The organism is Fodinicola feengrottensis (genome assembly GCF_039530045.1).
Classification (GTDB): domain Bacteria; phylum Actinomycetota; class Actinomycetes; order Mycobacteriales; family HKI-0501; genus Fodinicola; species Fodinicola feengrottensis.
Genome location: NZ_BAAANY010000002.1, coordinates 285334 through 310305 on the forward strand (window position 1 = coordinate 285334; position 24972 = coordinate 310305).

26 protein-coding genes are annotated in these 24972 nt (G+C 64.9%); 11 read left to right on the plus strand and 15 right to left on the minus strand.

Annotation, left to right across the window (positions count from 1 at the left end):
* On the minus strand, positions 1-1608 hold the full coding sequence (gene groL / locus ABD301_RS03775) for a chaperonin GroEL (protein ID WP_344307153.1): 1608 nt from the start codon (positions 1606-1608) through the stop codon (positions 1-3).
* Between the two features lie 127 nt (positions 1609-1735).
* Between groL and ABD301_RS03780 the strand changes: the two genes are divergently transcribed.
* On the plus strand, positions 1736-2401 hold the full coding sequence (locus tag ABD301_RS03780; RefSeq protein WP_344307155.1) for a TetR/AcrR family transcriptional regulator: 666 nt from the start codon (positions 1736-1738) through the stop codon (positions 2399-2401).
* On the opposite strand, the gene ABD301_RS03785 is transcribed toward ABD301_RS03780, so the two are convergent.
* Positions 2388-3263 carry a TIGR03619 family F420-dependent LLM class oxidoreductase gene (locus ABD301_RS03785; protein WP_344307157.1) on the minus strand — a complete coding sequence of 292 codons (876 nt, stop codon included), beginning with the start codon at positions 3261-3263 and terminating at the stop codon, positions 2388-2390. The two genes, ABD301_RS03780 and ABD301_RS03785, sit on opposite strands and share 14 nt — an antisense overlap.
* Before the next feature lie 81 nt (positions 3264-3344).
* Here ABD301_RS03785 and ABD301_RS03790 point away from each other — a divergent pair, with 81 nt between their 5' ends.
* On the plus strand, positions 3345-4274 hold the full coding sequence (locus ABD301_RS03790; RefSeq protein ID WP_344307158.1) for a LysR family transcriptional regulator: 930 nt from the start codon (positions 3345-3347) through the stop codon (positions 4272-4274).
* 135 nt (positions 4275-4409) lie between these two features.
* On the opposite strand, the gene ABD301_RS03795 is transcribed toward ABD301_RS03790, so the two are convergent.
* Complete coding sequence (locus ABD301_RS03795) at positions 4410-4700, minus strand: hypothetical protein (protein WP_344307159.1); 291 nt, start codon at positions 4698-4700, stop codon at positions 4410-4412.
* Between the two features lie 785 nt (positions 4701-5485).
* On the opposite strand from ABD301_RS03795, the gene ABD301_RS03800 reads away from it, so the two are divergent.
* Positions 5486-6745 carry a DUF222 domain-containing protein gene (locus ABD301_RS03800; RefSeq protein WP_344307160.1) on the plus strand — a complete coding sequence of 420 codons (1260 nt, stop codon included), beginning with the start codon at positions 5486-5488 and terminating at the stop codon, positions 6743-6745.
* 1333 nt (positions 6746-8078) lie between these two features.
* Positions 8079-8474 carry a hypothetical protein gene (locus tag ABD301_RS03805; RefSeq protein ID WP_163567266.1) on the plus strand — a complete coding sequence of 132 codons (396 nt, stop codon included), beginning with the start codon at positions 8079-8081 and terminating at the stop codon, positions 8472-8474.
* Positions 8475-8740: 266 nt separating this feature from the next.
* On the opposite strand, the gene ABD301_RS03810 is transcribed toward ABD301_RS03805, so the two are convergent.
* The 3 genes from ABD301_RS03810 to ABD301_RS03820 all read right to left on the minus strand — a co-directional run bounded on the left by ABD301_RS03810 (position 8741) and on the right by ABD301_RS03820 (position 10521).
* Positions 8741-8974, minus strand: coding sequence for a hypothetical protein (locus ABD301_RS03810; RefSeq protein WP_163567352.1), 234 nt, complete (start codon positions 8972-8974; stop codon positions 8741-8743).
* A 342-nt stretch (positions 8975-9316) separates the two neighbouring features.
* Positions 9317-9613: a hypothetical protein gene (locus ABD301_RS03815; protein WP_279579527.1), complete on the minus strand. Its 297-nt coding sequence runs from the start codon at positions 9611-9613 to the stop codon at positions 9317-9319.
* Between the two features lie 50 nt (positions 9614-9663).
* Positions 9664-10521: a DUF2071 domain-containing protein gene (locus ABD301_RS03820; protein WP_344307164.1), complete on the minus strand. Its 858-nt coding sequence runs from the start codon at positions 10519-10521 to the stop codon at positions 9664-9666.
* 47 nt (positions 10522-10568) lie between these two features.
* Between ABD301_RS03820 and ABD301_RS03825 the strand changes: the two genes are divergently transcribed.
* Complete coding sequence (locus ABD301_RS03825) at positions 10569-11090, plus strand: XdhC family protein (RefSeq protein WP_344307166.1); 522 nt, start codon at positions 10569-10571, stop codon at positions 11088-11090.
* On the opposite strand, the gene ABD301_RS03830 is transcribed toward ABD301_RS03825, so the two are convergent.
* Positions 11087-12277, minus strand: a complete 1191-nt coding sequence (locus tag ABD301_RS03830; RefSeq protein WP_344307168.1) for a CobW family GTP-binding protein — start codon at positions 12275-12277, stop codon at positions 11087-11089. The genes ABD301_RS03825 and ABD301_RS03830 overlap by 4 nt on opposite strands.
* A gap of 104 nt (positions 12278-12381) precedes the next feature.
* Here ABD301_RS03830 and rpmB point away from each other — a divergent pair, with 104 nt between their 5' ends.
* Positions 12382-12696: a 50S ribosomal protein L28 gene (gene rpmB, locus ABD301_RS03835; RefSeq protein WP_344307397.1), complete on the plus strand. Its 315-nt coding sequence runs from the start codon at positions 12382-12384 to the stop codon at positions 12694-12696.
* On the opposite strand, the gene ABD301_RS03840 is transcribed toward rpmB, so the two are convergent.
* From ABD301_RS03840 to ABD301_RS03855, 4 genes are all read right to left on the minus strand, one after another.
* Entirely contained in the window at positions 12693-12917 is a 225-nt protein-coding gene (locus ABD301_RS03840) for a LuxR C-terminal-related transcriptional regulator (protein ID WP_163510826.1), read from the minus strand. The two genes, rpmB and ABD301_RS03840, sit on opposite strands and share 4 nt — an antisense overlap.
* Before the next feature lie 48 nt (positions 12918-12965).
* Positions 12966-15026, minus strand: a complete 2061-nt coding sequence (locus ABD301_RS03845) for a bifunctional aldolase/short-chain dehydrogenase (protein WP_344307171.1) — start codon at positions 15024-15026, stop codon at positions 12966-12968.
* Between the two features lie 90 nt (positions 15027-15116).
* The gene (rhaI, locus tag ABD301_RS03850; protein WP_344307173.1) at positions 15117-16298 is read right to left on the minus strand and encodes an L-rhamnose isomerase; all 1182 of its coding nucleotides are present in this window, start codon (positions 16296-16298) and stop codon (positions 15117-15119) included.
* Between the two features lie 448 nt (positions 16299-16746).
* Positions 16747-17424, minus strand: coding sequence for a sulfotransferase family protein (locus ABD301_RS03855; RefSeq protein ID WP_163567350.1), 678 nt, complete (start codon positions 17422-17424; stop codon positions 16747-16749).
* Positions 17425-17616: 192 nt separating this feature from the next.
* Between ABD301_RS03855 and ABD301_RS03860 the strand changes: the two genes are divergently transcribed.
* The 5 genes from ABD301_RS03860 (at position 17617) to ABD301_RS03880 (ending at position 21613) form a co-directional block, all read left to right on the plus strand.
* On the plus strand, positions 17617-18237 hold the full coding sequence (locus ABD301_RS03860; protein ID WP_344307175.1) for a LysE family transporter: 621 nt from the start codon (positions 17617-17619) through the stop codon (positions 18235-18237).
* An 85-nt stretch (positions 18238-18322) separates the two neighbouring features.
* Positions 18323-18928 (plus strand): TetR/AcrR family transcriptional regulator, encoded by a 606-nt coding sequence (locus ABD301_RS03865; RefSeq protein WP_163567348.1) that lies wholly within the window; start codon positions 18323-18325, stop codon positions 18926-18928.
* Positions 18929-18989: 61 nt separating this feature from the next.
* A complete protein-coding gene (locus ABD301_RS03870) occupies positions 18990-19832 on the plus strand; it encodes an endonuclease/exonuclease/phosphatase family protein (RefSeq protein WP_344307178.1) in 843 nt (280 codons plus the stop codon).
* 69 nt (positions 19833-19901) lie between these two features.
* On the plus strand, positions 19902-20450 hold the full coding sequence (locus ABD301_RS03875; RefSeq protein ID WP_163567345.1) for an RNA polymerase sigma factor: 549 nt from the start codon (positions 19902-19904) through the stop codon (positions 20448-20450).
* Entirely contained in the window at positions 20447-21613 is a 1167-nt protein-coding gene (locus tag ABD301_RS03880; RefSeq protein ID WP_344307181.1) for a CU044_5270 family protein, read from the plus strand. The genes ABD301_RS03875 and ABD301_RS03880 overlap by 4 nt, the downstream gene beginning before the upstream one ends.
* A 52-nt stretch (positions 21614-21665) precedes the next feature.
* Here the strand turns inward: ABD301_RS03880 and ABD301_RS03885 are convergent, their stop codons facing one another.
* Genes ABD301_RS03885 through ABD301_RS03900 form a run of 4 tightly spaced genes read right to left on the minus strand, consistent with a single transcriptional unit; the run spans position 21666 to position 24924 of the window.
* Positions 21666-21827: a hypothetical protein gene (locus tag ABD301_RS03885; RefSeq protein WP_344307183.1), complete on the minus strand. Its 162-nt coding sequence runs from the start codon at positions 21825-21827 to the stop codon at positions 21666-21668.
* A gap of 33 nt (positions 21828-21860) precedes the next feature.
* Complete coding sequence (locus tag ABD301_RS03890; protein ID WP_344307185.1) at positions 21861-22748, minus strand: carbohydrate ABC transporter permease; 888 nt, start codon at positions 22746-22748, stop codon at positions 21861-21863.
* The gene (locus tag ABD301_RS03895; protein WP_279579518.1) at positions 22748-23650 is read right to left on the minus strand and encodes a carbohydrate ABC transporter permease; all 903 of its coding nucleotides are present in this window, start codon (positions 23648-23650) and stop codon (positions 22748-22750) included. Before ABD301_RS03895 ends, ABD301_RS03890 begins: the two co-directional genes overlap by 1 nt.
* Positions 23647-24924, minus strand: coding sequence for an ABC transporter substrate-binding protein (locus ABD301_RS03900; protein ID WP_344307188.1), 1278 nt, complete (start codon positions 24922-24924; stop codon positions 23647-23649). Before ABD301_RS03900 ends, ABD301_RS03895 begins: the two co-directional genes overlap by 4 nt.
* Positions 24925-24972: the final 48 nt, after the last annotated feature.

Here is a 24972-nt window from a genome sequence, read left to right on the forward strand (position 1 = left end):
TCAGAAATCCATTTCCGGTGCCGCGGCGGCGGCGTCCTTGTCCGGGATTTCGGCCACGACCACCTCAGTGGTGAGGAAAAGGGCCGCGATCGATGCCGCGTTACGCAGCGCGGACCGGGTCACCTTTGCCGGGTCGATGACTCCGGCGGCGAAGAGGTCCTCGTACGCACCGGTCGCCGCGTTGAGGCCGTGGCCGGGTGGCAGCGACTTGACCCGGTCCGATACGACACCACCTTCCATGCCGGCGTTGGTCGCGATCTGCCGCAGCGGCGCTTCGACGGCTAGCCGTACGATCGCCGCACCGGTCGCCTCGTCGCCTTCCAGGCCCGTCGGGATCGCCTGCGCTGCCTGTAAAAGCGCCACTCCGCCGCCAGCCACGACACCCTCCTCGACGGCGGCTTTGGCGTTGCGTACGGCGTCCTCAATGCGGTGCTTGCGTTCCTTCAACTCCACCTCGGTGGCCGCGCCGACCTTGATGACGGCCACCCCGCCGGCGAGTTTGGCCAGTCTTTCCTGGAGTTTCTCCCGGTCGTAGTCGGAGTCGCTGCGGTCGATCTCGGCCCGGATCTGTTGCACCCGACCGGAAATCTGGGCGGTGTCGCCGGCGCCGTCAACGATGGTGGTCTCGTCCTTGGTGATCACGGCTTTGCGAGCACGGCCCAGCAAAGCCAGGTCAGCGGTCTCCAGCTTCAGCCCGACTTCCTCGCTGATCACCTGGCCACCGGTGAGGATCGCGAGATCGGCCAGCATGGCCTTGCGCCGGTCGCCGAAACCGGGGGCTTTCACCGCGACAGAACGGAAAGTGCCCTTCAGCTTGTTCACGATCAGGGTCGGCAGCGCCTCGCCGTCAACGTCCTCGGCCACGATCAACAGCGGCTTGCCGGCCTGCATCACCTTCTCCAGCAGTGGCAGCAGATCCTTGACCGTGGAGATCTTCGCGTCGGTGACCAGCACGTACGGGTCATCGAGCGCGGCCTCCATCCGCTCGGAGTCGGTGACGAAATGCGGGGCCAGATATCCCTTGTCGAAGCGCATTCCCTCGGTGAGTTCCAGCTCCAGCCCGAAAGTGTTGCTCTCCTCGACGGTGACGACGCCCTCCTTGCCGACTTTGTCCAGCGCCTCGGCAATCAGCTCGCCAATGGCCGGGTCGGCGGCCGAAATCGAGGCGGTGGCGGCGATCTGGTCGCGGGTTTCGACCTCCCGAGCCATCGCGAGCAGCTCAGCGGTCACCGCGTCGACGGCTTTTTCGATGCCTCGCTTGAGACCCAGCGGGTTCGCGCCGGCGGCCACGTTGCGCAGGCCTTCACGTACGAGCGCCTGCGCCAAAACTGTCGCCGTGGTGGTGCCGTCGCCAGCCACGTCGTCAGTCTTCTTGGCCACCTCCTTCACCAACTCGGCACCGATTTTCTCGTACGGATCGGAAAGCTCGATCTCGCGCGCGATGCTTACGCCGTCGTTGGTGATGGTCGGCGCGCCCCATTTCTTCTCCAGTACGACGTTGCGCCCACGCGGTCCAAGCGTCACCTTCACCGCGTCCGCGAGGATATTCATGCCGCGTTCGAGGCCGCGCCGGGCCTCCTCGTCGAACGCGATCTTCTTGGCGGTCATCAACTGTCCCCTTCGTTGGTCGGCTTCGCATTGGCACTCGCCGCGGTCGAGTGCCAACACCCACCATACACAAAAATTGCGTGCACGCATCAATGCGTACACGCATTTTCTTGCTAGAGTGGTCGCCATGACCGCTGACAACGAAGCCGGCCTGGTGTTCCAGAAACACGGCAACCTCGTCCTCGTCACCGCCGAGGACAACCCTGACCTGGGATTACGTGACCGCAAGAAGGCGGCGACCCGAGAGGCGCTCGGTGCCGCCGCATTGCGGCTCGCGCTTACCAACGGGCCGGAGAACGTACGGGTGAACGACATCGCCGATGCCGTCGGCGTCTCCCCACGCACGTACAACAACTATTTCCACAGCACGCTGCACGCGATCTGCGTCGCGCTCGCAGCCGACCGCGCGCTGCGGGTCGGCCAGGCGGTGCGGACCCGGCCGGCCGACGAACCCCTGCTCACCGTGGTGACCGAGGCCATCGTCAAGCAATATGCCGGCGACGCCGAGCCGACCAAGGAAACCGTCGCACTGATCACGTCGGCGCCGGCTTTGACCAGTGAGTACGCGAAAACCGTTGGGGCACTGGAATATCCGCTGGCAGCCGCGATTCAAGCCCGGACCGGACCCGGGCCGATGCCGGCGGTGGTGGCCGCCGCGGTGTCCGCGGCGGCCCGGGTGGCCACCGAGAACTGGCTCCAGGATGAGGAAACTCGGCCGTTCGAGGCTGTACTGCGGGAGTCGCTGGCGATCGTCGCACCCATCCTTTTGGCGGCGGACGTTAGGCCGGGGTAAGAGCGGGGTGGCTGGCGATCCGGTCCCCCATCCGTTCCACGAATCGCCCCAGCTCATCGGCGTTGTCGTGGGCTTTTCTTGGCGGGACAACGATAAGCCGGTCGACTCCGAGTTCCGCGTACGCGTCGATGAGCTTGTCATCGAGGGGCACCTGAGTGGGGGGAGTCACCGAGATCTCGATCTCGCCCATCCCCGCCGGCCTTTCGTTGTCCGCCGCGGCTTTGCGGAGTCCGTCCAGGGCTGTCTGGGTGCGCTCCGGACTGAGCTCCCAGCCGTACCAGCCGTCGGCCTGCCGGACCGTACGGTCGAAAACACGCTGAACATGCCCACCGAAATGCAGCGGCGGGCCGCCAGCGCGCAGCGGTCCGGGCTCGGCTCGTACGCCCTCATAACTCACATGTTTGCTGGAGAAACTCCGGTCTCCGGCCCAGATCGCCCGCATCGCGTCGAGATAGTCCGCCGTACGATCCCCGCGGTCCGCCATCGAGGCGCCCAGCGCGTCGAATTCCGGCTGCAAATAGCCGACTCCAGCGCCGAACATGAAGCGGCCACCGCTGATCCGGTCCAGCGACACAATCTGTTTCGCCAGCATCAGCGGATGATGCAGCGGGACGACGGTGAGACCGCTGCCCAGCCGCAGTTTCCGGGTGTGCGCAGCGACATTCGCCAGTGCGATAAACGGATCCAACATCGGGGTGTCCGCTTCGGGCCCACGCCCGACTCCCGGCTCCGGAAGGACGTAATGCTCGCCGGTCCACACACTCTCCCACCCGGCCGCCTCGGCGGCAGTGGCCGCCGCGACCGCCACCGACGGGTCAGTGGCGCAGACGTACCCGTTGATCATGAAAAGCCCTAAATACACCCGTGCTCCTTCAGCTCTGTTTCTTATTCGACGTTAGGCAGGGTCTTCCCATAACACCAGCGACGGATTTGAATGTGAGACATGACGTCTGCGCATGACTTCGCCTGGGCTGACCTTCGGGTCTTCTGCGAGGTGGCCCGGCTCGGCTCCTTCACCGCGGCGGCCGAGCCGCTCGGTTACACCCAGCCGGGGGTCTCCCGGCGGATCGCGGCCCTGGAGCGTACGGTCGGCGGCCCACTTTTCGCCCGACAGGCCCGTGGCGTACGACTGACCCCGGTCGGCGAGGCGCTGCATCGGCACGCCGTGGACATCCTCGGCCGGTTGGAGGCCGCGGCCGCGGAGATGTCCGCGGTCAGCCGCGGCACCGCCGGCCGGCTCCGGATCGGCTCGTTCCACAGTGCCAACGCCGCCCTCGTGCCCGCCACCCTCCGCCGATTCATCAACGACTTTCCTTTGGTGGAAACCAACATCCACGAGGCGGTGAGCCCCGAACTGCTCGATGCGCTGCGCGGCGGGACTCTGGATGTCGCGGTCGTCAGCGACTACCCCAGCGGTGCCCTCGACGCCGACTCCGTCCGGCTCATCCACCTGCTCGACGACCCATTGTTGGTCGCCTTGCCTCGTACGCATCCCTTCGCCAACGCGGCGGCGGTGCACCTTCGCGATCTGGCCGAGGAAACCTGGATCCAAGCCAGCCCACAACCACTGCTGCTCGCGGCCTGCGCCCGCGCCGGTTTCCAGCCATCCAAGTTCATCGACGTACACAGTTGGATCGCCAAGCCTGGTTTTGTCGCCGCCGGCCTCGGCATCAGCCTGCTCCCAGGCCTCGCAGTCGCCGCCATGCGTGCCGACATCGCCATCGTCCCCGTCCTCGACGAAATCGCACCCCGCCAGGTTTTCGCCACCGTACTAGCCCAAGACGCCCCGTCCCCCGCCGCTGCGGCCTTCATCACCTACCTCCAGGAATGGCACTCTCCCGAATGTGTCCGAAATTCTCTCAGCGGACGATAGGACTCTCCCGACCACGTATCTACAAAACCGTCACGCACGACCTATCCATGTCGCATCCGCGAGGAATTGATCTAACCTGGGCGATCACCTTGGGCGGGTTCTTCGGGGACCACCTATCGCGCGACAAGGGCTTCATCATCTTCGAAGGCGCCCAAGCTTCTGAAGCTCAGAGATGAGATGCTGGTAGATGCCTCCGACACTTCGATCAAAATCTTCATCGAGTTCGGGGATCGGAGCACCAGCCGCTACATGTTCCCCCAGCAAATGGATCGCATCCATAAGGTTTCGCGCATCATCAACAGATAGAGCCAGCAAAATCTGCTCTTCCTCAACCACACCGGACCTCACTCGTCTTGAGGTTCCATCACCAAGGGACCTGACATGCCCGGCTCTATAGAGCTGGACTGCCCAATCTTCATGATCCATGAATGCCTCCCAAAAACCTTGCCGGGTCCATTCCTCGGGCCCAAACGTCAAGGATCCACTCTGATTTCGGGTGACGCGCCAAGCCGGTGGAATTCGATCCGAAGAAATCTCGAACAACCTTGAGTCGAAGAGCGATGGAAGCTCAACATCCGAGAACACAATGCGAACTTGTTGGCACCGTCCGCCTGAGCGAAGATCTCAAGGACGAGGTAATCCATCCCGACCTGCAGAGACCCTGACCCCTGAAAGATGCGCTGGTCAGCAACCTCACTTCCCTTGAACGTGACCCTCATCAGTCGCTTACCTCCAGGTCATGACCACTTTGTAGTTGAAATCATACATCACATCCCCCGAGGTCGAATTGTATTGCTAAGGCGGGGTGTTGTAGTGGACTTTCCCCGGACGTGGCCGATGGGCTGGCGATACGGCTGGTCAAGTGTTAGTCGGATGGTTGCTGCGCAAACATGGGCCCGTCGCCGGGGCGACCGTTTGTGGCGGGCGGAGCTGGAAGAGCGACGAATATTCCTCCTCTGTCGCGGCCGCGAAGAGACCGGTGCGGTGGTGTACTTCGCCCGACGAGGCCCTGGATCAGGTCCGATTTTCACAGTGGCACCACGTCGGGACGAATGGGCGTCACTACCGCTTCGTAGGAAACAAGCAGTTGAGTATCGGGCCAGAGCGCTTTGAAATACGAGTTCTCCACAGGGGGTTAAGTGGTCCCTTTCTTATCCACAGAAACGAAAACTGGCAGCCCGACTGTCGGTGGCAGCCGGTAAAATTGGGTCATGAGCAGAAAACGAAGTCGACCAGAATTCACCGACCCCAACAAGCAGCCGTGGCGCACCATGCCACCCAGCTGGGTCCCCCTGCAAATGCTGGAAGAACTCGACCGGTACGGCCGAGCCGACGCTGACACCGCACTGGCCGCGATCGAAACCTTGGATAAGGTGATCTCCTACACCCAGGCGATGCAGATGCGGTTCATGGACCGCTTCACCAACGCCCGCCCCGCCGTAGGCGCACCATTCTCCAAATACGCGGCCGGTGAAATCGCCGCATCACTAACCTGGAGCCTGTCCGCGGCCCAGAAACGACTGAACTTGGCGTACCAACTAGTCCACGAACTCCCCGGCACCATGGCCGGGATGTCCCACGGTCACCTCGACTTGCGCAAGGCATTCACGTTCGCGGACCAGGTCAGCCACCTCTGCCCCGAAGACGCACAGAAAGTCGAAGAAAAGGTCCTACCCGGCGCCGACTCGAAAACGCCTCGATCGATCCGGGACCGGGCCCGCCGGGAGGTCATCAAAATCGACCCGGCAGCCGCCGAAGCCCGCCGCAAGAAACTGGTCTCTGAGAGGCGAGTAGAAAAACAACCCTGCGAAGACGGCATGGCTCTGCTGGGCGCGTTCCTGCCCGCCGAATCAGCCGAAGCGATCTACCGTCGCATCGACACCATCGCCCGCAGCCTCAAAACCAAAGACGAGACTCGGACGATGGACGCTTTGCGAGCGGATGCGTTGACCGATCTGTGCCTGGGTGTGCCGAGCAACGTACGCACCAAAATCGAACTCCGCGTCGACGCCACCACCCTGATGGGCCTGGACGACAACCCTGCCATCCTGAGTGGTTACGGGCCGATGACCGCGCAACGCGCCCGCGAACTGGCTGGAGATGAAACCAGTGAGTGGTACCGAATCCTCACCGACCCCGTCAGCGGAGTGGTGATCGACCACGGCCGCACGCGCTACCGCCCCACCAAGGCGCTACGGGACCTGGTCAACGCACGCGACCAACGATGCTGCGGCCCCGCCTGCAACCGACCCGCGGCGACCTGCGAATTCGACCACACCATCCCCTTCCGCGACCCGGAAGGCAAAACGGCGTACGACAGCACCGGACCAGCCTGCAAATTCCACAACGACATCAAAGAACACGGCTGGACCGTCACCCAACCAACACCAGGACGATTCCTCTGGACCAGCCCCACCGGACGCACCTACGACGTCACACCCAACGACCAATACCCACCACCACCGTTCTAACGGTAGGAAGGGCACCGGTGATCCCGGGTTCACCACGGCCAGCGAGAGTCGCTGGGTCAAGCACGTCTACTACCAAGACGGGGATGTCGTGGTGAGCTTTCCGATGGTGTGACGGAATGGACTTGGTTGGAGCATCCGGCGATCGTCAAGGCCGCGAAGAAGCGGGTTCTGTGATGCACTTCGACAACGATGCGCCAATTCGATCGGACTGTCACAGCGGCACCACCTGCGCCCGACAGGCCAGACCAGACCCCGGTGCTGGACAAGCCAGGTCAAGCAACCTCCCACACCATCAAAATGCTCTTCCGCCATCCACCCTGCGCCACGTCTCAAATGTCCCTTAACTCACTACCGGCTTGGTAGTAGTGCACCTGGAATGGGCCATACGAACTCTGGTAGGTGGACGTAGAATATTTTCCCCACTGCCCCGCACCTCCGCTTTCGGAAAATTTCGCCTGTAGCGCACTATTTCCAAGACTTTCCCCCGGGATGATCTCACGGGAGCCCACCCTCCTCCTGGAACAGGCGTCGCGCTCGTCGTCAAGAAGAGGCGCCGAGCCATGCGCACATCGGCGTGACCGCGACGGTGTGCGCCCACGTCCGACTCCAACGCGACGCCATCGACCTCCGAGGCAACGCCCCCCGCAACCGTCGCCCGACCCGACGACGGCGACGAACCACCCCTTTTCTGCAGCACCCGTCCGCTGACGTTGCCGTCGACTACTGCCGTTAGACCCTCCAGAGCCCCACCGGAAGCGAATCCGATGGGGTCTCTATGGTCGTAATTGGGCGGTTCACCGAGCCTCGGAAGATCCTTTAGTTCAGATCTCCCAAGATACCTTGTAACCCTCCGTTTTCAATAACGGCCTCCAGCGCTCGGACCATCCCGGGAATACCTCCCGTGCGAACGATCACCAAATCCGAGCACTGAAAGTAAGCTCCGCTTCGATTTTCCCCGCTCTCAGCCCAATGCATCATGATTCGCTCAATCTCCAAGAGCGTCATGAGCGTCGCACTCCACCTTCATCCGTCAGGGAGCGTGACTTCGGCGTCAACATTCTCCACGGTGTCCACGCGCTCGTCCGTCCCGAGCATAAATAGGGCCTTGAACTGCGGAGTCTCCACTACATGAAATGGACTACTGGTCATAGAGCTTCATCAATCTCCCGATCACCTTGGGCTCGTTTCCCTTGTCCGCCTTACCCACGATTCGTATTCCACCGACCACGTTCCGGAAGAACAGTCGTCCACCATTGGTACCTCGGTCGTAAGTGACGTCCGTTCCCGCAAGTGCCTTCAATCCGATGCCTGGATTTCATATTTCCATGGAGAGTTGACCGAAGAGGTTGTCCAAGTCGCGCTGCACAGCCTGACTCTTTCCAGCCTGCTGAGCCGCCTTGGTCAGCAGCGGTCGTCACCGATTGCCGAGGACATCGTAATTCCGCAGGTGGAACTGTTATTAACAAAGCACTGGCGTAGTGCCAGCCAGGATATAGTACGTGTGGCTTGCGGTCGTTCGCTACCTGCGTTTTCCCTGGCCAGCGGCTATGTGGCGATCCGTCGGAGTGCGCCGTTGTGCGCTGGTGTGCGTGGTTGTTGCCGTCACTACTGCCGCCTCCAGCGCGACGCTATCGACCTCCTCGACCTCGCCCTCCGCGAGCCCGACCAGCCCGCCACCCGACCCGACGACGGCAACGACCCACCGTTTTGTGCAGCGCCCGTCCGCTGACGTTGCCGTCAACTACTGCCGTCAACCGGCCCCAGAGATCATGATTGACCAAAGATCTCCGGCCCTTAGCGACCCCAGATCAGACAATCCCTCATCAACGACATAGAGCAGTACATGGGATTCAGTTATGCGATAGCAACGATATCCACCCTGCCCTTGGACTTCGTCCAGGCGGCATGAGAAATAACCCTCAACCTTGCCTCGCAGATCATCAAATACAATCCGCTCCGCAATTCCGTCAAGTGATCCCAGCAATGGAGCTGGGATCAGTCCATCAACTCCATCCGCAAGGCGATGGCCTGGATGGCGATGTTCTCGCAAGACCCCACAAATAGGTTGAACTCAAGAAGCCCATAGTCAAGACGCAAGAACTTCTTCCTCCGATCCGCGACGCACTCGCTTCCGAGTGCGTCGCGGATCTGCTCCGGAGACGCTCCAAGGCCAACGCCTGCGACAGTTCCCGTGCCCACAACTGCCGCGAGGTAGTCAATTGCGGTCATTCGATCTTCCCGAGCGCCTTGACGAGGAAGTTCATCTCTGGGCTCGGTTAAGCGAGTTACCCCAGTTGTGATCATTCATATCCGACATGGCAGACCTGGCCTTGTCGATGAGGTCCACTCGAAGCTCCGGATTATTCATGATGGCACTCCTGACCGTCTCAACATCACGCGCACTTGCCATTCCATTGCTCAGGCGAATTCCCTCGAACCCAACACCGCCATCACCGTCGGGAAAGACTCGGATCTCAGAACCCCCGACGTGCATATTCGCCCCCTTCGTAGCCCAGTCAGACGCGGCCGGAGAAATCCGAATGTTGGGCGATGCACAGTCGTGGACGAGGATCAGCGTCGTACCAGCCAGTACATAGTACGTGTGGGTGTCGGCAACCGTGAAGTTGTACGTGACCAGGTGCCGTACGTACCCCGCGACGCCGAGCGGCGGGCCATGCCGTCGGCGTCGAGCCCGGCGCATTTCATACGCAACGTCAGCCGGCGGTCAGCCAGATACCCGACCAGCATGGCGCGCTCGTTGTTCTCGAAACCACCGTCGGCGCGCGGATCGTCCGCCGGCTCGACAAACATGTCCCACCAGCCAAAAGTCCGGGTGAGTTCGGGTCGCTGCTCGCCGTTTTCCGACATACCACCGACTATCGCCCTTTAGCGGACCGTACGCCACCCAGTTTTGCTGCCTAGCCTGCGCGGGCCGGCCGGAGGCGGCCGCGGTGCCAGCCGTAGTTCAGGTCTGACATGTAATACGCGCTGGCCAGAATTGGCTTTGTACCAGCAAAAGGTCCGTGCTGGAAAAACGAGGCGCGGCGTACGTCGACGGCAACCTGGCGAGGTTCCCAGTCGCTGCGGTACGTACGCACCACCACGATCCCGCCGTCACCGCCGGGCGAGAACGTATAGCCGCGAGGACCGGCATAGCGGCGGGCGTCGTCGGGGGTCTCGAAGACCGCGTCCTGGTGCGGTTCGGGTTCAGCGAGGTCCGCGACGATGTCGACGTCAGCGGTGCCGTCGGCCGAATGGGCGACAAACCGGACCTGGCCGTCAGTCTGCTCGGTCCACGCGTGGATCCGCTGGTGGTCGAAGTCGGTGAGCAGATTGCCGGTACGCGTCAGCAATGCGTTGTCCGCATCATTTCGCAGGTGCCGCAAGCCACGCAGGATCCGGCCGCCCGGTGTTTGGTATCGGGCGAAAATTCGGTAACCGGTCATGATTGTGCGCAGGCCCAGAAGGCGCGGCAGGTAGGGAAGCCGCAGTTGACGCAGGCTGACGGCGGCGACCGCGACCAGGGCGAACCGATCCCCCTCCGGCGACCGGTATATTTCCAGGTCCAGCCCGGCCGGCAGGAGCGGGCGCACCTGTTCTGGCGGTAGCCCGAAGGTGACCACCAGTGAATGGTCGAAATGCGCGAGTACGGGCAGCGGATGGCGGCTGAGCGCCCCAAAAAGCGACAACGGTTTACTTTCTCGCTGGCGGGTCTGTCCAATGTGGACGATAGCGCAGCCGGTCTGCCGCTTGTCGCCGGCCGACCACCTTCCCACCCTTTGCGCCCTGGTAAAGGCAAGCCGGACATGGTAGGCCGGTATGTATGACTGAAGAGCAGGTTGGCGCCGCGTGCGCGGTCGCCCACGGCGCACCGACCACCCTCGCCGCCGACCGCATGCTGGTCACGGTTTTCGCGTCACCGGTGGCCGCGCACCTCGTTCGCTACGCGACCGACGCCGGCTACCAGACCGTCCTGGTCGAGCCAGATCCTGATCGCCGCGCCAAAGCCGCCGCCGACGGCCTGGTCGCGGTCGCCGCCGTACCGACCCTGACCTGCGACGCGGACCTGGTCGTCACCGACCACCACCGCGAGGAACTCGGCCAGATGCTCGCTGACGCACTGAAACACCCGGCTCGCTGGATCGGCGTGATGGGCAACCCCCGCCATCCCGGCCCGCACGTCGCGGCTCTTCAGTCCCGCGCCGTACCAGCCACCGACATCGCCCGCGTGCACCGCCCGGTCGGCCTCAACATCGGCTCCCGTACGCCAGCCGAAATCGCGATCTCCACCCTCGCCGGCCTGATCGCCGACCGCAACTCCCGCCCCGGCGGCTTCGATTTCTAGAAACAGCCGGCGAACGGGTCGGGGAACGCGGTCCAGCCGTCCTCACCCAGCGCCAACTCCGCGTCGGTCAACAAGCACTCGGTCAACAGCCCCCGCAAATCCGTACGATCTCCATCCAGGTCAACGAAAACCAGCTCGATCCCGCGATCCCCGAAATAGTCATCCCAGCCCAATGACGCCGCCGTACGCCGGTTCGGCGACACGTCGTCCCAGTCCGAGGGCTCGGCCGACACCAGCCAGAGCCCGGCGGCGCCCATGCTCACCCCACACCCGTGCGACTCGTACGCGACAACCGTGTCCGGCTGGCTGGCGAGCCACAGGTGACCCCGGCCGCGGACCGTACGCTCGATCAGCCGGGGCAGCACGGCGTCGAAGCGGCCGGGGTGGAAGGGTCGCCGGGCCGCGAAAACCATCGTGCCGTCGGCGGCAGCGGGGAGTCCTTCGAGGCCACGAAGGGCCGCGCTGGGCAGGTCCAAATCGCGGTCCGGGCGGTGCAGGATGGCGGCGGCTTCCTGTACGGGCCGCAGTTCGGCCCACGGCGCCAATGCGGTGACCAGGCTCGGCAGCCGTACGTCCGGAGTCTGCGCCGGCGCGACCAGCACGACATCGGAAAACTCCAGCTGACGCAGGATAACGCCGGCCACGGCGCGATCGTCGTCGTCGGCGGTTTTGCGGCCGCGATCGCCGAGGTCGTCGTCGCAAGTGAGGTCGGCCAGGAACGTCTCGCCGTCGATGGCCGCCGCGAAGGTGCCCAACCGGACCCAATCCAGCACCGGCCGGCCGTCCACCACGCAGCCGACGCACGCGGAGGCGATGTGTTCCGGCTCGACCACTTCGGGAAGCACCAGCAATTGGTCCGAGGCCGGCCTGGTACGCGCCAGCCGTACGAGCGTGGGCAGCACGTCCTCACGCAGCGAACAGGAAACGCAGCCGTGTACGAGCTCGATCGACTCGGACTCCAGCACCTCGTCGGCGGTGCAGACGAACCGGTGCAACCGGCCCTCCAGCAGCGCGGACAGGTCGTGCCGGACGACCACCAGATCCCGGTCCGCAGCCAGCAACACCTCGGTCGCCGCGGTCGTCGCCCGTGGGCTGAACCCGGACAGCACCGTCACCCGGGGTCGCCTGCCGGCCGTCACCTCGGCGTCCCGCCGCTCATCAGGACCACTCACCCAAGCCGTCGACATGCAGCACTCCATCCCACCGGTCCCACGCCTTACTTGACATGAAAACCATTTTCATTATGGACTGGAGTGCAGACTACGCCAACAATGCCAGGAAGGAAACGCCGTTGTCCGCGAAATGCCAGGTGACCGGTCGACAACCAGGTTTCGGCAAGACCGTGTCCCATTCGCACCACCGCACCTCACGCCGCTGGAACCCTAACCTGCAGCGCCGCCGGTTCTGGTTGCCCAGCCAGAACCGCTACGTGACGTTGCGGGTCAGCGTCAAGGGCCTCAGGACCATCGACAAGTGCGGAATTGAAGCGGTCGTCGCCCGCATTCGCGGCCGCGGGGAAAGGTGTGACAGAGCCGAATGTAACGCTCGTGGATTGATCCACGCCCAGAAACCCGTTGAGCGTTACACCCGGGCAGCCGTTCTCTAAAGCAGACCCCTGCGGGCCGCCCACACGATGGCCTGCACTGGTGCGCGTACGCCCAGGTGGTCGCAGATGGCCCTGGTCCGGCGGCGGACCGTACGGGCCGACAACTGCAGCCGGCGGGCGACGGACTCCAGTGGCAGGCCGTCGGCAAGCAGCCGCAGCAGCACCACGTCGTCTTCGGTGAGCGGCTCGAAGCTCCGCAACACCGCTGCATCTTCGGTCATAACGCTCACATCGGCCTCCTAACGCCGTTGGAGATCACCTGTCGGGCCCTACCGCAGGAATGCGGCTGCGACTCCGGCGTCGACAGGTATGTGCAACCCGGTGGTGTGTGACAGTTCGTTGCCGGCCAGGACCGCCACCGCGGCGGCGACCGTCTCCGGCAGTACCTCTCTTTTCAGGAGCGTGCGCTGGGCGTAGAACTCCCCGAGTTTTTCCTCAGGAACCCCGTAAACCGCGGCCCGCTGCGCTCCCCACCCCCCGGCGAAGATCCCCGAACCCCGGACCACCCCGTCCGGGTTCACGCCGTTGACTCTGATGCCGTACGCGCCAAGCTCGGCTGCCAGCAGCCGCACCTGATGCGCCTGGTCGGCCTTCGCCGCACCGTACGCGACGTTGTTAGGCCCGGCAAAGACCCCGTTCTTGCTGGAGATGTAAATGATGTCGCCGCCAAAGCCCTGCGCCACCATCACCCCCGCCGCGGCCCGGGACACCAGGAACGACCCGCGGGCCATCACCGAGTGTTGGATGTCCCAGTCCTCGTCCGTCGTTTCCAACAACGGCTTGGAAATCGACAGTCCGGCGTTGTTGACGATCAGGTCAACCCCACCAAAAGCCAGGTTCGCCACCGCGAACATCTCGGCAACCGCCGCCGCAGACGAGATGTCCGCGGCCGCCGCGACCGCCACATCGGCCGGCCGCAACGCTTTTCGTTCCGTGTCGAGCTGGGTGGCCACCTCGTGGGCGCGGTCCGCGTCGCGGTCCGCGACCACCACACATGCGCCCTCGGCGGCCAGCCGGGACGCGGTCGCGCGGCCAATCCCGGAAGCCCCGCCCGTCACCAGCGCGACCCGCCCGGCCAGCGGCTTGGGCGCCGGCCGGCGAGCGAGTTTGGCCTCCTCCAACGCCCAGTACTCGATCCGGAACTTCTCCGACTCGTCGATCGGATGGTACGAGGACACCGCTTCGGCGCCACGCATGACATTGATGGCGTTGACGTAGAACTCGCCGGCCACTCGGGCGGTCTGTTTGTCGGCGCCGAAAGAGAACATCCCCACGCCGGGTACGAGCACGATCGCCGGGTCCGCGCCGCGCATCGCGGGCGACTCGGCGTCGGCGTACTTCTGGTAATAGGCGCGATAGTCGTCGCGGTATGCGGCGTGCAGCTCAGCCAGTCGGTCGGACACCTGCGCGAGCGGCGCGTTGGCCGGCACATCCAGCACCAACGGGCGGACTTTGGTGCGCAGGAAGTGATCCGGGCAGGACGTACCCAGCGCGGCCAGCTCCTGCATCCGTTCCCTGGCCACGAAATCCAGCACCACGTCGGCGTCGGTGAAGTGGCCGACCTGACGGTGATCGGTGGAGGCGATCCCGCGCAGCAAGGGCGCCAACGCGGCGGCCCGCTCGCGGCGGGCAGCGGCGCGCAGCGGCTCTCGCCCAGCCAGCATCGGGCCGAAAGGCTCGGCGCGGCCCTTGGTCGCAAGATAGTCGGTGGCCACCCGGATAATCTCCAGCGAGTGCTGTTCGCAGCTGGCCGAGTCATCGCCCCAGGCGGTGATCCCGTGGCCGCCCAGCACCACGCCGACGGCCTGCGGGTTGTCGCGCTTGATCGCGGCGATGTCCAGGCCCAGCTGGAACCCCGGCCGCCGCCACGGCACCCAGACCACTCGGTCGCCAAAACAGTCGGCCACCAACTGCTCGCCATCGGCCGCGGTGGCCAGCGCGATGCCGGCGTCGGGGTGCAAGTGGTCTACATGTGCGGCGTCGACCAGGCCGTGCATCGCGGTGTCGATCGAGGGCGCGGCACCGCCCTTTCCGTGCAGGCAGAAGTCGAAAGCGGCGACCATCTCGTCCTCGCGCGCGACGCCCGGATAACCGCCGACCAGCGCGTGCAGCCGATCCAGCCGCAGGACCGCGAGGCCCGGTTCGGTGAGAGTGCCCAGGTCACCGCCGGAACCCTTCACCCACATCAGGTCCACCGAGCCGCCGGTGACCGGGTCGACCGCGCTCGCCTTCGCCGACGTGTTGCCACCGGCGAAGTTGGTGTTGCGCGGGTCGGCGCCTAGCCGGTGGCTGCGAGCCAGCAACTCGGCGACCTGTGGATGCGTACGCATGTCTCGCTTTCTGTTCCGGGCAGACTTTCTCAAATTGATTTGGTGTCTAGCGGCCGCCGTTGGCCTACCTCCGAACAACCGCCTGAACCGCTATGCGCCCCAGCCCATAGCCGAGCCACCGGCTCGCTCCGCCTCGATCCGCTTCTGGTAGCCGGACCGGTGATACGCCGCGATCGGATCCGGGTCGACCCCCATTTCCTGCCGTACGTCGGCAAGCAACGGGCGAACGTCGGTCGAGAACGCATCCATCAGTACGGCGTGTGCACCAAGCACATCACCAGAACCTTGGGCGTGAGTCAACGCTTCTCGGTCGACCAATAGAGCTTTCGCCGTCGATTCCTGCACATTGAGCACGGACCGGATCATCGCCGGAATCTTGGGCTCCAGGTTGTGACACTGGTCCAACATGAAAGCGACGCCGGCCTCGGGACGCAGCGAATCCGTCCCGACGATCTCGTTCATGATCCTGAACAGCTGGAACGGGTCCGCCGCGCCGACCATCAGGTCGTCGTCGGCATAGTTCCGGCTGTTGAAATGGAAGCCGCCGAGCTTGCCCTGACCGAGCAGGATCGCCACCAGGAACTCGATATTGGTGCCCGGCGCGTGATGCCCGGTGTCCACCAGCACCTGGGCTTTCTCGCCCAGCCGTACGCAGTGCGCGAACGACGTTCCCCAGTCCGGAACGTCCATCGTGTAGAAGTGCGGCTCGAAGAACTTGTACTCCAGCAGCATTCGCATGCCGTCGGGCATTCGCGCGTACGCCTGCGCCAGCGCCTCGTGCAGCCGCTCCTGGCGGGCCGAGATGTCGTCCTGGCCGGCGTAGTTGGTGCCATCGGCAAACCACAGCGACAGCAGCGTGGAGCCGGTCGCGACGCCGATCTCGACGCATTCCAGCAGGTGGTCGGTGGCCTTGCGACGGATGCCGGGATTCGGGTTGCAGACACTGCCGAGCCGATAATCGTCTTCCTGGAAGACATTCGGATTGATCGCGCCAATGCGGATGCCTTTATCCACAGCATATTGCGCTAATTCGGAATAATTGTCCGCTTTATCCCAGGGGATATGGATGGCAACACTGGGCGCCACCCCGGTCAGCGCGTGCACCATGGCCGCGTCGTCGATCTTCTCGTACGGCGTGCGCGGCACGCCCTCCTGCGCGAAGACCTTGAACCGGGTGCCAGAATTACCGTACGCCCACGAGGGAGTCTCGATCCGCTGACTACGCAGCGCCGTCGCCACCGCAGAGCGGCGGGCCGGGTCGAGCTCGGTCATCGGCAGTCTCCTCCAGCGTTTGCGGGCACGCGTTCGTAAATCGTTTCAATCCCGCGCTGAGAGGTAGCCTTGGCCCTGGGAAGGCGCGATGTCAATAGTTGGCGCCCAACCGGCTCATGATGGGTAAGAAGCGACGAAGACCCGCGTGACCGGTCAAGCCGGTGTCCCGCGGACCGTCGCAAGTGGTAAAAGCCCCGGTAAAGCCATGGATCGGGGTGATGTCGGGCACACCCCTACGGCCCGACAAACCGTATAGGATCTACGTTTTTTATTTGCCGCCGGCCGTCGATCGCGACCCGATTTACGAACCTCCTCGAGAAAACGGACTAAATACGCTAATGCCCAAAATTTTGGGCAAGACGCTATACGTTACAGAAACACAGAACCGCCACCCGGTCGCCCGTACAAGAATCTGACCGGTTTCAGCCAGTGATCTGACCGCTACAGGTCAGTGCGGATCGGCCGGCGTCAGCCCCTCGGTGATCCGGGCCCGGAACTCGGTGCCCTCGTTGACCCGTGGGAAGTCACCATCGGGCACCGGTACGCCGAGGAAGTCGCACAGCGGGCCCCATCCCTGCCCCACCTGGTAGACCAGTAGCCGGTCCGCGGGCACCGCGTCGATCACCTGCTGGTTGTGCTTTTCGAAGACCGAGACGGCGAAGTCGCGGTCCTCGAAGCGCCCCTGGAAGGTGCCGTCCCAGATCAGCTCCTGGAGCAGCCGCATGCGCTCGCCGGGCGACTGGCTCGCGAACCGCTCCTGCATGGCCGGCGGCAACTGGCTCGGATCCCGCATCAGCTTGTAGACGTAGTAGATGGTGTTGTCGACGCTGTCGTACCACTTCTGCGGGTCGCGGACCGAGAGCAGCACCTTCGCGTCCGGATAGGCGGCCACCAGCTCGCGCCAGTACGCGGCCGCCGGCCAGTCCACGGTTGCCGGATATCCAGCGAAAATGTGCTCCCAGTCAGGCTTTTTGCCTTCGATGATCGGCGTCCAGTGCGCCATCCGCTCGGGATTGTCGATCAGCTCGGCCATGTGATAGCACGGCCCGAAACCGATCTGCTCCAGCGCGGTCTTCAGGGAGAGGGTGCCGGTCCGGCCGAACCCGGCGCCGATGAGTTTCAGCATGTGTCCCACCCTATCCCTCGGTCTCAGAGGTTTTTCGCCCGAAGAAATCCGGTTGCCCGGTCCGAACGGCACCAATCACACTTCGTCGGTGACCATTTCCGAGCTGTCGATGCAGATCCGCGTTCGTACGACCACTCGTACGACGCGACAGCAGCGCTGCTCCGGTGCCGGTCACGTCCCCCGCCACCGACCGTGATCGCGGCGATCGTCGCGGGGTTGGTGGCCGGCTATGCCGTCGCCATCCCGATCGGCGCCATCGGCACTCTGCTTGTCACCCTCAGCGCGCGCGTCTCGCTCCGGGTCGGCGCCGCCGCCGGTCTCGGGGTAGCCACCGCGGACGGCGGGTACGCCCTGATCGCGACCCTCGGCGGCGCCGCGCTGGCCGGCGTCATCGCCCCAATCGCGGCACCGCTGCGGTGGGTCTCGGTGGTCGTACTGATCGGCCTCGCCGTCCGTACGACATGGGCCGCGACCAGGCATTTCCGCGACCAGACCGAAGCGCCACCGGGTGCCATGGTGAGCACGCCTTTTCGGGCGTACGCGGTCGTCCTGGGCCTGACCCTGCTCAACCCGACCACGGTGCTCTACTTCGCGGCGCTGGTGATCGGCCGCAGGTCCGGCGCGCTGACACTGCCCGAAGAGCTCGCCTTCGCGGTCGCCGCGTTCGTCGCGTCGGCCAGCTGGCAGCTCACCCTGGCCGGCGGCGGGGCGTTGCTCGGCCGCCTGCTGACCACCGCGAAAGGCCGGCTGATCAGCGCGTACGTCTCCAGCGCAGTGATCGTCGCGCTGGCCGTGAACACCGTACTGTCCTGACCGGTTTGACCTGTACGGACCGACAAGTCCAGGCTGTCAACGACAAGAATCGTGCTGGAGTAGGGATACGACGAGTATGGCAAGGGTGTCCGCCCAGGAGCGCCGCCACGAACTGATCGAGGCGGCGATCCGGGTGATGGCCCGAGATGGCGTCGCCAAGGCGACCACTCGGGCCATCGTGACCGAGGCCGGCATGCAGCTGGGCTTCTTCCACTACTGCTTCCGTTCCAAGGAAGAGCTGTTGCTGCAAGTCATCGACACGATCAACGAGCGGAACGTGCACGCCGTGATCGGCGTCGTACGACCGCACTCCGACCTGCGCGAGACGCTGCGGGCCAGCGTCGGCGCGTACTGGGAGGAGGTGGAGGCCAACCCCGGCGTCCACCAGCTGACGTACGAGCTGACCCAGTACGCGCTGCGCCGGCCGGAGCTGATCGAGCTGACCCGCCGGCAGTACGCGAACTACTTCCGGGCCGCCACGGGGTTCCTGGAGGCGGTCGCGGCGGCGGCCGGCGTGGAATGGACCGTGGACCTGCCGCTGCTGGCCCGCTACACGTACACGATCATCGACGGCGCCACCCTCAGCTGGGTGGTCGACCGGGACGGCGACAGCGCCCGGCAGGTGCTGGACCAGTTCACCGACTATCTGGTGGCCTCGGCCCGGCAGCGCCAGCCCACCGGCGCACGGTAACGGTTTGTACGTACGTCCAAGACACTTGACAAAGATGTCACCCGGCCAGCACCCTGCCTAGATGGCGATCAGCCTGCTCGTCTTCAACGTTCTGCAGCTGCCGGTCACCGGCTCGCGCCGGCGTGCCGAGCTGGCCGCCGAAGTCGTCGAGCGGGCCGATCCGGATGTCGTCGTGCTCAACGAGGCCTTCAACCGGCCGGCCGGCGCGCTGGTGGCGAGGCTACGGGCGGCCGGCTACCACGTCACCCCGCAGGTTGGCCGGACCGGATCGGGCCGGCGCGGCACGGTCAGCCGGCTGGTCGGTGGCGGCGTACGCGTGCTGTCCCGGTTCCCGATCCTGGACCGCCACCATCACACGTTTCGCTCGTACCAACCGGCCACCACCGACGCCCTGTCGAACAAGGGCGTCGCACTGGTGTCACTGGACGCGCCGGCCGGGCCGCTCTGGCTGGCGGCCACCCACCTGCAGGCCGACGAGCGCGGCAACCGGCACGCCGTCCGGATGGCGCAGCTGGCCGAGCTGCGCGCCTTCGTGTCCCAGACCGCGCCCAAGACGGTCCCCATGCTGCTCGCCGGCGACCTGAACATCGAATACTTCGCAGCCGACCAGCACGGCCGGCCGGGGCCAGTGGGCACCGATCATGTGGACGCGAACGCCGTGGTCGGCGGCCGGATCCAGCCGGACGGACCCATCCACGCGGCCACCTTCGACGGCACCGCGAACCCGCTGACCGGGCGCCGCTACCGGCACTACAGCAACGTCCTGGACTACGTCGGGCACCTGAACGAGAACGGCTGCCGGCCGCGGCCGACGATCTCCACTCGTACGCTCCGCTACGAACCTGGCCGGGAAGCATCCGACCACTTCCCCGTACTTGCCACCGTGATTTTGAATAGGGCGTAAGAACCGCCGGGCTCGCCGCCATTGCCCAGTGACAACACAGTCAAGGGCAAAGGAGCCGGGGAAGAGCGTATGGATCCTTCCAGAATCGAACGCTTCACCGCGCTTTACGACACGTGGCATCCGAATGTGCACGCGTACGTAGTGAGTCGCGCCGGCCGTCAACTCGCGGACGAAGCGGTCAACGACACCTTCATGGTCGCCTGGCGGCGACTTGACGACATACCCGAACCGACACTGCCGTGGTTGCTGGGCGTCGCCCGCAACGTGGTCCGGCAGCAGTTCCGGGCCACCGCGCGGGACGAGTCGCTGCAGGCCGAGATGGTGACCTGGGCGGCGGTCGAGCATCCCGCGAACGATATCGCGGACGGCGTCACCGAGCGGGCTGCCGTACTGCGGGCCCTCGCGTCGCTGCCGGAGGCGGACCGTGAGCTGCTCACCCTGGTCGCGTGGCACGGCCTCAGCTCGCGGGACGCGGCCAAGGTCGTCGGCTGCAGTCAACCCACCTACTTCGTACGGCTGCACCGCGCGCGCCGCCGCCTGGAGACGGCACTCGCCGACTCCGCCGCGGAGCCCGCACCAGCCCTGATACCTGCTTTCGCCAAGGAGATAGCCCGATGAAGAACGACGTCATGAACCAGCTGTCCGCGTCCCGCCCCGACCAGCTCGACCCACTCCCCGACCCGAACCGCCGGGACCGCCAGCTCCACGCTGCTTTCGCCCAGCCGATCGAACGGCGCTCGACCACCCGGCGAACCGTCGTACGCGCCGGGATCGGCTTCGGCGTGGCCACGGGGCTCGCCGGCGCCGTCGCGGTCGCCGTGCTGGCCACCGGTTCGATCTCCGGCAGCCTGCCAACCACCACCCATCCGGCGGGCACCAACGCCCGGTCGTCCGCGCAGGACATTCTGCTCGCCGCGGCTGACAACTCCAGCAGTCAACCCGCTTCGGGCCGCTTCTGGCTGGCCCAAACCGTTGCCCTGGACGGCGAGATCGCCGGCCCGGCGGACAACCGCTACGCGATCGTCATCAAGGAGCGGTATGACGAGTGGGCAGCCAAGTCCGCCGCAGACGACAGCTGGCAGGTCCATCAGTACCTCGGTGCGGCACCTGCCACTGCCACCGACGCGGCTGCCTGGAAACGTGACGGCGCGCCATCGACATTCAACGTGCTTCCCCCGGCCGCGAAGAAGGGGGCGAAGCCCTATCCGCGGAGCGCGGCGCCGGGGAAGGCAGACCGCCTGAACACCAAGGGCATGGGCGACGACACCTACTGGCTGGGTGATGACAACAAACGCTTCACCGTCACCCAGCTTCAGGCACTGCCTACCAACTCGGCCGCGCTGAAGGCCTATCTCGTCGACATTTTCAAGAACCGCAAGCCCACCTCGGACGAGGCCTGGTCTCAGGACGAGTGGTTGTTCAGGGTTGCCAGCCAGATCCTCACCAGCCCGGTCACGGCCGGAACCCGCTCCGCCGCGTACAAGATGCTGGCGACGGTCACCGGTGTCAAGAGCCTCGGGACCACCAAGGACAACCAGGGCCGCAGCGGCGACACGGTGACTTTCACCTTCGCGAGTCCTAGCGGCAGCCGCGAAGACCGGCTGATCATCAGTCCGCAGACCGGCATGCTGCTGGCTGAGGAGTCGCTCCCTGTCGGCGCCGGCAACGGTGCGGCCAGCAGGCTCGTCGCTGGCACTGACTACCTGAGCATCGGCTGGACCGACGCGCCGCCGTCGCCACAGATTCCGCTGGCCACCGACCATCCGGGCGGCGGAGCCTGACCAGCGACCAACGTCCGGGCCGTTCCGTCCCACCGGAACGGCCCGGACTGTTTCAGTCAGTCGCCTTCGGGTGCCCCGTTCCGGCCCAGGTGATCCAGCCGATCCGGCGGGCCGGATCGGGGCAGTACCAGCTGCGACCTCCCGAGGTCACCTCGTACTGCCACTGCTCAAGGAGAGCGGAATTCACCTTGCGGACCGCGAAATCTCCTCGCAAGCGGTGCTGCCGTGCAGGCTTTTCCGCTTGTGTCTACTTGGTGGAGCCGACCAGGAGGCCGGAGACGAAGTGGCGTTGGAAGGCGAAGAAGACGATCGCGGTGGGGATCGCGGCGAGGATGGAGCCGGCGGCGACGACGTTCCAGTTGCTGACATAGCCGCCCTGCAAATTGAGTAGGGCAGCGGTGACCGGGAATTTGGCCTGGGTACGCAGAACCGTGATCGACCAGATCAGGTCGTTGAAGATCCAGGTGGTCGCGAGCGCAGCCAGTGCGGCCAGCGACGGGCGGCACAGTGGCATGATGATCCGCGCGTAGATCTGGACCGTACCGGCGCCGTCGATCTTCGCCGCGTCGGTGATCTCGGTCGGGATCGAGCGCATGAAACCGTGCAGCACGAAAGTGTAAAAACCAAGCCCAAAACCAACATGGATGGCAACAAGTCCGACCAGGCTGTCGTAGATGCCCAAGGACTCGCTGATCCGGGCCACCGGGATAAGCAGGATCTGCGGCGGCAGCAGGTTGCCGGCCAGCATGGTCAGCAAAATCGCGCGCCGGCCCGGAATGCGGTAGCGGCTGAGCGCAAAGGCGGCCATCGATGCCAGCCAGAGACTCAAAACCACCGCTGGCACGGTCACCTCGGCGCTGGTCACCAGCGCCAGGGCAATGCCGCCGTCGCCCACCGCGGTGACGAAACCGCCCAGGTCAAACGAATCCGGCAGGGCCGCGAGGCCACGCGCGGAAATATCGTCGAAAGACCGGACCGCTATGAGTACCACGAAAAGCATCGGCGCCACCCAGAGCAGCGTCAACGGTGTCATCACCGCGTGGAAAACCCAGCCGCGGCGCCGTTTCCGGGCAATCTTCACCGGTCGTACGGGCGGCTCTTTTGGTGGCGCTTCCAGCACGATCTGCGCGGCCATCAGTCCTCCTGCCGGGTGGCGCGGACGAGATAGGTAATGATGAAAAGGATCGCCAGCGCGAAGATCACCACCGCGATCGCCGACGCGTAGCCGAGATTCAGGAACGTGAATCCCTGCTCGAACATGTAAGTGCTGAGCAGCTCCGACGAGTGGTACGGGCCGCCCTGCGTCATCGCCCAGACAATGTCGAACGTACGCAACGAATCGATCACCGTGACCGCAAAGATGACCGTGTTCACGCCCCGCAGCTGCGGCCACACGACGTACCGGAATCGTTGCCACGGCGTGGTTCCGTCCACCGCCGCCGCATCATCCAGGGATGGGTCGCAGCCTTTCAGACCGGCCAGGTAGAGCACCATGACATACCCGACCTGCCTCCAGACGGCGGCGACCAGGACGGCATAAAGTGCGGTGTTCGGGTCAGCGAGCCACTGATGTTCCCAGCTTTTCAGCCCCACCAAGCCAAGAGCCGCGTTGATGGTGCCGTCCGGCTGATAAAGGACCCGCCAGAACAGTCCGGTGACGGCGAGCGAGAACACCATCGGCAGGTAGATCGCGCTGCGGTAGATGCCGACGCCACGGCGTGGCCGGTTCAGCGCCACCGCGAGCGCCAGCCCGCCGGCCACCGAGAGGCCACCGAAGCCGATCGCCCAGATCACGTTGTTTCCCAGCGCCTGCCGAAAAACATCGTCAGCGAACAGATCGGTGTAGTTCTTGGTCCCGACCGACAGCGGCGCGCCGAGGCCGTTCCATTTGGTCAGCGACAGGTAGAAACTGTTGATACCGGGCCAGAAAACCCAGCCCAGCTCGACCGCGGCCGGGATGAGCAGGAAAACCCAGACCGGCCACGGCACTCGACGGCGAACGCGCCGACGTACGACCGCCGAAAGCGCCACCGTCACGACGAGAGCACCTTCTGCGCCGACGACTGCCAGCCGGCCAGGATCGTCGAGACATCCTGGGGAGAGTCCAGGAATTTCGTCAGCGCGGTGTCGGCGGTGGTCTGCAGCTCGTCGCTGGAGTCACGGTTGAAGAACTGGGTGATCGCCTTCGCGCCAGTGAGCAACTGGACACCTTTTTGTACGAGCGGGGAGAATCCGGTCGTACTCACCAGCGGCGAGGTGGGCAGGTTCGACGAGTTGGACAGCTTGATAAAGGTCTCCTGGCTGGCCGGCGACGCGAGGAACGACAGCAAATCCTTGGCGCCGCTGACATTCTGCGACTTCGCACTGGCGAAGAACCCGTCGGTGGGCGCCTCCTCGGCGGTCGGCACGGCCGGATCGATGATCGGCACCTGGAAGAAGTCGATGTCGTCGACGAGGTTCTTGGGCACCGACTGGGTCACGAAAGCACCGATCAAATACATCCCGGCGCTCTGGTTCACCAAAGGGGTGACGGCATCCTGCCAGGAATATGACCGGCCCTTGGGATCGAAGAACGGCAGCAGCTGTTTGTAGTAGTCCATCACCTTGCGCACTTCGGGGCCGTCGAAGGAATGTTTGCCGGCCAGCAGGTCGCGATGGAAGGTGGCGCCGTTGACCCGCAAGTTCAGGTAGTCGAACCAGCCGGACGCCACCCACGGCGTCGAGCCGGTGCCCATCGTCAGCGGATTGACGCCTTTGCTCTTCAATGTGTGGCAGAGCGCGATGAATTCGGTCCAGCTGGTCGCCGGCCGTACGCCCCATTTGGCGAACGCCGACTTCCGATAGAAAATCCCCCACCAGTAGTAGCTGGTCGGTACGAAGATCTGCTTGCCGTCGGCCGCACTGGACAGCTCACGCAACGCCGGCGAATAGTTCGCCAACGGCCCGTTCCCCTTCCACAGATCCGAAACGTCCAGCAGGAAGCCCTTCTTCGCGTAGTCGCGGGCGACCGATCCGGCGTACCAGGTCAGCACGTCCGGCGGGTTGCCGGAGTTCAGGTAGGTCGGCAGTTGGGCGCGGAAGGACTCGATCGCGATGGTGTTGAGGGTGACTTTCGCTTTGCCGTAGCCCTGCACGATCTTCGTCAGCGCGGCCTTGGGCGCCGCGTCGGACAGCGACGACTGCAGCACCAGAGAGTCCGAGCCGCCACCACCCGCGGTCGGCGCGGTCGCGCACCCGCCCAACACGGCGGCCGCCCCCACCCCGCCGAGGCCCGCCAGAAAACCACGCCGGCTGACTTGACTGTGGATCATTGTGGACCCTCCCGGGCGCCAGCACTCGCCCGCAACCCATGCGGTGGG